8 protein-coding genes and 1 pseudogene are annotated in these 8396 nt (G+C 67.2%); 4 read left to right on the forward strand and 5 right to left on the reverse strand.

All coding sequences use genetic code 11. The annotated features are described in order from the left end of the window. The 4 genes and pseudogenes from B551_RS09420 to B551_RS09435 all read right to left on the reverse strand — a co-directional run. Window positions 1–316, reverse strand: a pseudogene (locus B551_RS09420) (hypothetical protein); the annotation flags it as partial. 91 nt (window positions 317–407) lie between these two features. Further along, entirely contained in the window at window positions 408–1154 is a 747-nt protein-coding gene (locus B551_RS09425) for a 16S rRNA (uracil(1498)-N(3))-methyltransferase (protein ID WP_006579400.1), read from the reverse strand. Between the two features lie 100 nt (window positions 1155–1254). Beyond that, window positions 1255–1698 (reverse strand): glyoxalase/bleomycin resistance/extradiol dioxygenase family protein, encoded by a 444-nt coding sequence (locus B551_RS09430; RefSeq protein WP_006579401.1) that lies wholly within the window; start codon window positions 1696–1698, stop codon window positions 1255–1257. 137 nt (window positions 1699–1835) lie between these two features. Beyond that, window positions 1836–2645 carry a spermidine synthase gene (locus B551_RS09435; RefSeq protein WP_006579402.1) on the reverse strand — a complete coding sequence of 270 codons (810 nt, stop codon included), beginning with the start codon at window positions 2643–2645 and terminating at the stop codon, window positions 1836–1838. Window positions 2646–2811: 166 nt separating this feature from the next. On the opposite strand from B551_RS09435, the gene tkt reads away from it, so the two are divergent. The 3 genes from tkt to B551_RS09450 all read left to right on the forward strand — a co-directional run bounded on the left by tkt (window position 2812) and on the right by B551_RS09450 (window position 7202). Continuing rightward, complete coding sequence (tkt, locus tag B551_RS09440; RefSeq protein WP_172682451.1) at window positions 2812–4842, forward strand: transketolase; 2031 nt, start codon at window positions 2812–2814, stop codon at window positions 4840–4842. An 87-nt stretch (window positions 4843–4929) separates the two neighbouring features. Continuing rightward, a complete protein-coding gene (gene gap / locus B551_RS09445) occupies window positions 4930–5940 on the forward strand; it encodes a type I glyceraldehyde-3-phosphate dehydrogenase (RefSeq protein WP_006579985.1) in 1011 nt (336 codons plus the stop codon). A 275-nt stretch (window positions 5941–6215) separates the two neighbouring features. Further along, window positions 6216–7202, forward strand: coding sequence for a LysR family transcriptional regulator (locus B551_RS09450; RefSeq protein ID WP_043438440.1), 987 nt, complete (start codon window positions 6216–6218; stop codon window positions 7200–7202). Between the two features lie 99 nt (window positions 7203–7301). Here the strand turns inward: B551_RS09450 and fur are convergent, their stop codons facing one another. Further along, window positions 7302–7733, reverse strand: coding sequence for a ferric iron uptake transcriptional regulator (gene fur / locus B551_RS09455; RefSeq protein WP_023263964.1), 432 nt, complete (start codon window positions 7731–7733; stop codon window positions 7302–7304). A 196-nt stretch (window positions 7734–7929) separates the two neighbouring features. Here fur and B551_RS09460 point away from each other — a divergent pair. Then, window positions 7930–8396 (forward strand): outer membrane protein assembly factor BamE (locus tag B551_RS09460; RefSeq protein WP_023263965.1); only part of this gene is annotated, 467 nt, incomplete at its 3' end.

The following is an 8396-nucleotide window of genomic DNA, read 5'->3' on the forward strand; positions in this document are numbered from 1 at the left end:
CAGCCGCCGCGCCGATCGTCTGCGCTTCGCCGGCCGCGCCGCCCTGGCCGCCGATCAAGCCGCCCAGCAGCGAGCCGAGATCGAGTCCGCCACCGCCACCGGCCAGCCCGCCGAGGATGCCGCCCAGGCCGCCGGCCATGCCGCCCGGATCCTGCGTCGCTTCCGCGCCGCCTTGACGGCCGCGCATCGCCAGCATCGCCAGCAGGCCGAGCGCCAGCATCATCTTCGGATTCATGCCGGACTGGCCGGATTCGCCGGCCTGCGCCGGGTTGGTTTGGCCGAGCACGCCGCCAAGCACACTATCGAGCAGTCCCATCTTCAGCTCCTTGTTGTTGATTCATTTATCGGACCGGCCGGTGCCATGCTGCGGACCGGCTCGGTCGATAGCGGTCGACGGCGCGGTGCCGTCAGAATCCGCCCAGCAGCGCATTGAGCGCGGCCAGGCAGGCCAGACCGGCGGTCTCGGTGCGCAGGATGCGCGGTCCGAGCGACACCGCCGTGAAACCTTGCGCCAGCGCGGCGCGTTCTTCCTCGGGCGACAGTCCGCCTTCGGGGCCGATCAGCAACGTGACGCCGCCGGCAATCCATTCGTCACGGTGCGCCTGGGCCAGCGCCACCAGCGTCGATTCGGCGCGCGGCGATACCAGCAGCCGCTGTCCCGCATCGGCCGGGATCGCCGCCAGCCACGACTCCAAGTTAGCCACCGGCGATACCGCCGGCAAGCGGTTGCGCCCGCATTGTTCGCAGGCCGCGGTGACCAGCGCCTGCCAGTGTGCGTGGCGCTTCTGCGCACGTTCGCCGCTGAGCCGCACCACCGCGCGCGCGGTCTGCAGCGGCTGGATCGCGCCGACGCCGAGCTCGACTGCCTTCTCGATCAGCCAGTCCATCTTGTCGCCGCCGGCAATGCCCTGGGCCAGCGTGACGCGGAACGGCAGCTCGCATTCGGCGGCGTCGCGCGCGCCGACCTGCGCGGTCGCGCTGCGCTTGCCGATGTCGACCAGCGTCGCGGCATGGCTGCCGCCGCGTCCGTCGAACAGCGTGATCGGTTCGCCAGGATGCAGGCGCAGCACCTGAACATGGCGGACCACCGCCTCGGGAAGCGGCAGCAGGGTATCGGCGGCAAGCGGTTGATCGACGTAAAAGCGCGGTGGCATCGAATCCAGGGGAAATCGGTCAGGCGGGGAGGGCCCGCCGCGGCGGGCGCGACATGGGTGTCATGCGCGCCGTCGCGGCAGCGGGCCCGGCATCGGACGGTCAGGCGGCCTGCGAGCCGGTGGCGGCGGCGACAGCCTGGTCCAGCGGCCGTGCGAAGCCCCAACGGTAGCCGTCGAGGTCCTCGACCATGCAATAGCGGTCGCCCCAGAACTGGTCGCCCGGGGCCATCAGGCTGATCGCGCCGGCCGCCACCGCGCGCCCATGCATCGTGTCGACATCGTCGCAGTACAGGTAGAAGGTCTGCGGGCACTCGAAGCCGGTCGAGCGCGGCGTGCGTGCGGTGCTGCCCCAGGCGCCCTCGGGGGCGAACATCACGACCAGCTCGCCGTGATAGTGCATCTCGGCATGGGTCGGCACGCCGTTCTCGTCGACCACATTGCCGGGCACGAAGCCGAAGGCGCGGCTGTAGAAGTCGAGCGCGCGGCGTGCGTCGCCGACCGTCAGGTAGGGAATCAGCCAGGGCGTGTTGGCAGGTTTGGTCATGATCGTGTCCTCCCGGATTCCGTGCGGCGTGGCCGCCGGGCTCCACGGTGGCGGGTATCGCGCGCGAAGCGAACGCCGGACGAGCGCCGCGCCTGCCTTGCCGCAAGTCCCCCCGGTGGAGCGGTCAGCCGAGCATATCACGTCGATGTGGCGCCGCCGTCGAACAGCGATTGCAGGTGGCGCGGCAGCGCGAACAGCGCCGCATGCAGGCCGGCGTGATAGCAGCGCAGCGCGCCGTCGAGCCGCCAGTCGGCGAGCCGGGCGGCCAGCATGGCAGGGTCGGCGGCCCGCACGTCGAGCGTGTCGCTGGCCACCGCGATCGCCCACAGCGCGCCATAGACGGGAATCGCCACCGTCATCGGCTGTACCAGCCGGAAATGGTCGCGCAGCCGCCGCCACAGCAGCTGCGCCGTGTCCGGGCGGTGGAAGGGCGGCCCCAGATGCAGCGACATCGCCCCGCCCGGTGCCAGGCAGTCGCGCGCCGCCTGCAGGCCGCGCGCGCTGAACAACGACGTGGCGGGGCTGCCATCGTCGGCGTCGGTCAGGTCGAATACCACCAGGTCGAAGCGGCGGCCGGCATCGCGCAGCGCCTCCATCACGGCGAGTCCGTCGCCGATCTCCAGCGTCACGCGGGGATCGTCGAAGGCGCCGTGGTGGATGCCCGGCAGCCAGCGCCGCGCCAGCTGCACGACCTCGGCATCGAGCTCGGCGACCACGACCTCGCGCATTCCCGGCAGCCGCAGCAGTTCGCGCGCCGAGCCGCCGTCGCCGCCGCCGATCACCAGCGCGCTGGCGGAGGCGCCATGGGCTACGGCCATCGGGTGGACCATTACCTCATGCTGGATGAACGCGTCGGCTTCCGCGCTCATGATGCGGCCATCGAGCCGGAACACGCGGCCGAACAGCGGATGCTCACCTATCTCGATGTGCTGATGGGGCGAGCGCACCGAGGCGCGCGGGATGACGTCGGCCAGTGTGGAGCCGACGCCTCTGGATAGCCATTCACGCCATTCGAGGCCGGCCTCGGAAGGCGCCGTCGGGGTCGCCGCCGTACCGGAAACGTCGCCTCCTTCTGGTAAAATCGCGCTTTTCCCGCCGCCAATTTCCCGCCGCATGTCTCACCTCGCACACCCAGCCACCAGCCCCTATGCCAGCCAGCCCGCGTCGCTGATGGCCAATGCGATCCGCGTCCTGGCGATGGACGCCGTCCAGCAGGCCAATTCGGGCCATCCGGGCATGCCGATGGGCATGGCCGATATCGCCGTCGCGTTGTGGAGCCGTCATCTGAAGCATAACCCGGTCAATCCGAAGTGGGCCGATCGCGACCGCTTCGTGCTGTCCAATGGCCACGGCTCGATGCTGCTGTACGCGCTGCTGCATCTGACCGGCTACGAGCTGCCGATCGAGGAGCTGAAGAACTTCCGCCAGCTGCACAGCAAGACCGCGGGGCATCCGGAATACGGCATCACGCCGGGCGTCGAGACCACCACCGGCCCGCTGGGCCAGGGCATCACCAACGCGGTCGGCATGGCGCTGGCCGAGCGGCTGCTGGGCGAGGAGTTCAACCGTCCCGGCTTCGACATCGTCAACCACTACACCTATGTCTTCCTCGGCGACGGCTGCCTGATGGAGGGCATCAGCCACGAGGCCTGCTCGCTGGCCGGCACGCTGCAGCTGAACAAGCTGATCGCGCTGTGGGACGACAACGGCATCTCGATCGATGGCGACGTCGAGCACTGGTTCTCCGACGACACCCCGAAGCGCTTCGAGGCCTATGGCTGGAACGTGATCCGCGCGGTCGACGGCCATGACGTCAACGCGATCGACGCCGCCATCGCGCAGGCCAAGGCCAGCGACAAGCCGACGCTGATCTGCTGCCGCACCGTGATCGGCAAGGGTTCGCCGAACAAGCAGGGCGGCCACGACGTGCACGGCGCCCCGCTGGGCGGCGCCGAGATCCTGGCGACGCGCGAGGCGCTGGGCTGGAGCCACGCCCCGTTCGAATTGCCGGAAGAGGTCTATGCGGCGTGGGACGCCAAGGCCAATGGCGCCGCGCTGGAGAAGGCCTGGGCTGCGCTGTTCGAGGGCTATTCGGAGCGTTATCCGTACGAAGCCGGCGAGTTCGAGCGCCGCATGCGTGGGGAGCTGCCCGGCGCGTTCGACGCCGCGGTGCAGGCCTATCTGGCCAAGTGCGAGGAAAAGGCCGAGACCATCGCCACCCGCAAGGCCAGCCAGAACGCGATCGAGGCGCTGGCGCCGGTGCTGCCCGAACTGCTCGGCGGCTCGGCCGACCTGACCGGCTCGAACCTGACCAACTGGTCGGGCAGCAAGGCGGTACGCGTCGATGCATGGGGCAACCACATCAACTATGGTGTGCGCGAGTTCGGCATGAGCGCGATCATGAACGGCCTCACGCTGCATGGGGGCTACATCCCCTACGGCGGCACCTTCCTGACGTTCTCCGACTACAGCCGCAATGCGCTGCGCATGGCGGCGCTGATGAAGATCCGCACGCTGTTCGTGTTTACGCACGATTCGATCGGCCTGGGCGAGGACGGCCCGACCCACCAGTCGATCGAGCACGTCGCCAGCCTGCGCCTGATCCCGAACATGGACGTCTGGCGCACCGCCGATACCACCGAAACCGCGGTGGCGTGGGCCGAGGCGATCCGCCGCGAGAACGGTCCGAGCTGTCTGATCTTCAGCCGCCAGAACATGCCGTTCCAGAAGCGTGACGATGCCACCCGCGCCAACATCGCGCGCGGCGGCTACGTGCTGCGCGACAACGTCAACCCGCGCACCGGCCTGCCCGATGCGGTGATCGTCGCGACCGGCTCGGAAGTGGGCCTGGCGGTCGGCGCGGCCGACCAGCTGGCCGCCGAAGGCATCCGTGTGCGCGTCGTGTCTGTGCCCTCGACGACTGTGTTCGACAAGCAGGATGCGGCATACAAGTCGACGGTGCTGCCCGCGGGCGTACCCCGCGTGGCGGTCGAGGCCGGCGTCACCGACTTCTGGTGGAAGTACCAGGTGCAGGCGGTGGTGGGCATCGACACCTTCGGCGAATCGGCGCCGGCTGGCGTATTGTTCAAGCACTTCGGGTTCACCGTCGAGAACGTGGCGAACACCGTCAAGAGCGTGATCTGACTTTCAGGGACGTGCGGGCGCGGCGGCGCTGCCGTCGCCGGCCCGGGCGCCCGCAGCTTTTTCTACTTCCCGTTCAGGAGACGTACCATGACTATCAAGGTTGCCATCAACGGCTATGGCCGTATCGGCCGCAACGTGCTGCGCGCCCACTACGAAGGCGGCAAGAAGCATGACATCGAGATCGTCGCGATCAACGACCTCGGCGATGCCAAGACCAACGCCCACCTGACGCAGTACGACACCGCCCATGGCAAGTTCCCGGGTACCGTGTCGGTCGAGGGCGACTACATGGTCGTCAACGGCGACAAGATCCGGGTGCTGGCCAACCGCAATCCGGCCGAACTGCCGTGGGGCGAGCTGGGCGTCGACGTGGTGATGGAGTGCACCGGCTTCTTCACCTCCAAGGAAAAGGCCTCGGCTCACCTGGCCGGCGGCGCGAAGAAGGTCATCATCTCGGCGCCGGGCGGCAAGGACGTCGACGCGACCATCGTCTACGGCGTCAACCACAACGTGCTGAAGGCCTCGGACACCGTGATCTCGAACGCCTCGTGCACCACCAACTGCCTGGCCCCGCTGGTCAAGCCGCTGCACGAGAAGCTGGGCGTGGTGACCGGCCTGATGACCACGGTGCACGCCTATACCAACGACCAGGTGCTGACCGACGTCTATCACGAGGACCTGCGCCGCGCGCGTTCGGCCACCCAGTCGATGATCCCGACCAAGACCGGCGCCGCTGCCGCGGTCGGCCTGGTGATGCCGGAACTGAACGGCAAGCTGGACGGCTTCGCGATCCGCGTGCCGACCATCAACGTGTCGCTGGTCGACCTGTCGTTCGTCGCCGCGCGCGAGACCACCGTCGATGAAGTCAACGCGATCCTGAAGGCCGCGTCGGAAGGCGAGCTCAAGGGCATCCTCGACTACAACACCGCACCGCTGGTGTCGGTCGACTTCAACCACAACCCGGCCTCGTCGACCTTCGACGCGACGCTGACCAAGGTGTCCGGCAATCTGGTCAAGGTGTCGAGCTGGTACGACAACGAGTGGGGCTTCTCCAACCGGATGCTCGATACCACCGTGGCGCTGATGAACGCCAAGTAAATCGGCCTGTGGTCAATGGCCGACGTCACCGCCTTGGCGGGGACTCGGAAGCGGCGCCCATGTGGCGCCGTTTTTTATGGCCTGTGTGCGCCAGCCCACGCACGGACTGTAAAATATGGTAAATACGACACAAGAACCCCGCTACGGAGGGGTTCCCGGGCGAGTAAAAATGACGTTTTCGCTTCCCCGAAGTGGCGATTTGATCTTACACTAGCCTTAGTGTCCTCGCGTGCGCTCGCTTGGCCACGCGTATCAAACCTGAACTGGGCGTGATCATGGTGAACGTTGACACCAAGCTGCTCGTGATCTTCACCGAGTTGCTCAGCAAGCGGAACGCGACCTATGTCGCCGAGAAGATGCACATGACGGCGCCAGCGGTATCGCACTCGCTGGGCCGGCTGCGCGAGATCTTCGACGACCCGCTGTTCATCCGCGTCCCGCATGGCCTGACGCCGACGCCGCGCGCGCTCGAACTCGGTCCGAAGATCCGCGAGATGCTGGACCTGTGGTCCTCGATCAACGAGGGCGACGTCGATAACTTCGATCCCGCGGTCGCGTCCGGCACGCTGCATATCGGCTTTGCCGCCGAACTCGGCGATACGGTGTTCAACCGCTTCGTGTTGCGCCTGGCGCAGCTGGCTCCCGAACTGCATATCCGTCTGGTCGAATCCCATTCGTGGGAGGCCGATGTGGCCTCGATGCGCGCCAACGAGCTGGACCTGGCGTTCAGCGCGCTGCCGACCGGCCACCCGGAGATCGTCGAGGAAACCGTCGCCGCGCTGAACCTGTGGGTTTGCGCGCGCAAGGGGCACCCGTTGCTGCAGACAGCCTGCACGCTGGACCACTATCTCGAGTGCGGCCATATCTTCATGGCCTCGGCGGGCGGCACCGGGCGCCCGGCACCTTCGCTGATTCCGCTGGACTACGCGCTGCAGCAGCGCGGCCTGAAGCGCAATGCGGCGCTGACCGTGCACTCGTGGCGCGCCCAGGCCGAACTGGCCGCGCAGACCGACATGATCTTCACCGTCAACGCGCTGACCAAGGACGTCGCCTGCGAAAGCTACGGCCTGAACGCGTTCCCGCTGCCGGCCGAAATCCAGACCACGCTCGGCCTGAACATGTTCTGGCACCGCAGCCGCAACACGCATCCGATGCTGGTCTGGGCGCGCGGACTGTTCCGCCAGGTCGTGGCCGAATTTGTCGGCGTGCCGGTGCCCGGGCTGCCCCAGCGCATGGCCGAGATCGAGCGCGAGCAGGTCTAGGCAGATCTGGTGCGCGGCACCGCTGCACAACAAAAAACCGGCGCCTGGCGCCGGTTTTTTTGTTGCCGCCGCGTGCCTCCTCGCACGCGGTACCGTGCATCAGCGCTTGGGCCGATGCGGGCAAGCGGTCTTGGTGCAATTGCCGTACAGCGACAGCGCATGCTCCTGCAGCGCGAAGCCACGCTCGCGCGCGATGCTTTGCTGGCGTTGTTCGATCTCGCCGTCGAAGAATTCCTCGACGCGGCCGCAATCGAGACAGACCAGGTGATCGTGGTGCTTGCCTTCGTTCAGTTCGAAGATGGCCTTGCCCGATTCGAAGTTGTTGCGCGACAGCAGGCCGGCTTGTTCGAACTGGGTCAGCACGCGATAGACGGTGGCCAGCCCGATATCCATATGCTCGTTGAGCAGGATGCGATAGACGTCTTCCGCGCTCAGATGGCGCTGCTCGCTGGTCTGGAAGATTTCGAGGATCTTCAGCCGCGGCACGGTTGCTTTCAGGCCGATATTTTTGAGTTCCGCCGGACTCGGCATGGGCGTGACTCCCTAGAGTACAATGTCTGGATTGTTGAATCATAAGGGTTTTGCCGGCAAAAGTCGCCCGGCGCCGCCGGTGCTGGCAATGCGCTGATCCCTTCACGCGGCGGCGAGCGCGTGTCCGCGCGGACACGCGGCCCATGCCCACCGACCGGCACTTTCCCTTCCTTCGGTAGCGAGAACTGCGAGTTACATGGATTCCATTCGAACATCCGCCCTGCGCCCGGCGCTGCTGACCACGCTTCTGGCAGCCATCACGCTGGCCTCCGCCGCCTGCTCGACCTACGACAGCACTTCCCGCAAGATCGCCAACGCGATCACGCCGTACCGGATCAATATTGTCCAGGGCAACTTCGTCTCGCGCGAAGCCGCCGCGCAGTTGCGCGAGGGCATGACCCGCGACCAGGTGCAGTTCCTGCTCGGCACGCCGCTGCTGACCGACGTGTTCCACGCCAATCGCTGGGACTATGTGTTCTCCTTCAAGCGCGGCAATACGCAGGTGGTGCAGCAGCGCCGCTTCACCGTGTTCTTCGACAACGATCGTCTGGTCCGCTTCGGCGGCGATGAACTGCCGTCGGAATACGAACTGATCGCCGAGATCGACGGCATGAAGCGCGCGCCGGACGCGAAGGGCGCCAAGCCGGCGCCGCAGCAGGCCGC

This window comes from Cupriavidus sp. HPC(L) (assembly GCF_000307735.3).
GTDB lineage: Bacteria > Pseudomonadota > Gammaproteobacteria > Burkholderiales > Burkholderiaceae > Cupriavidus.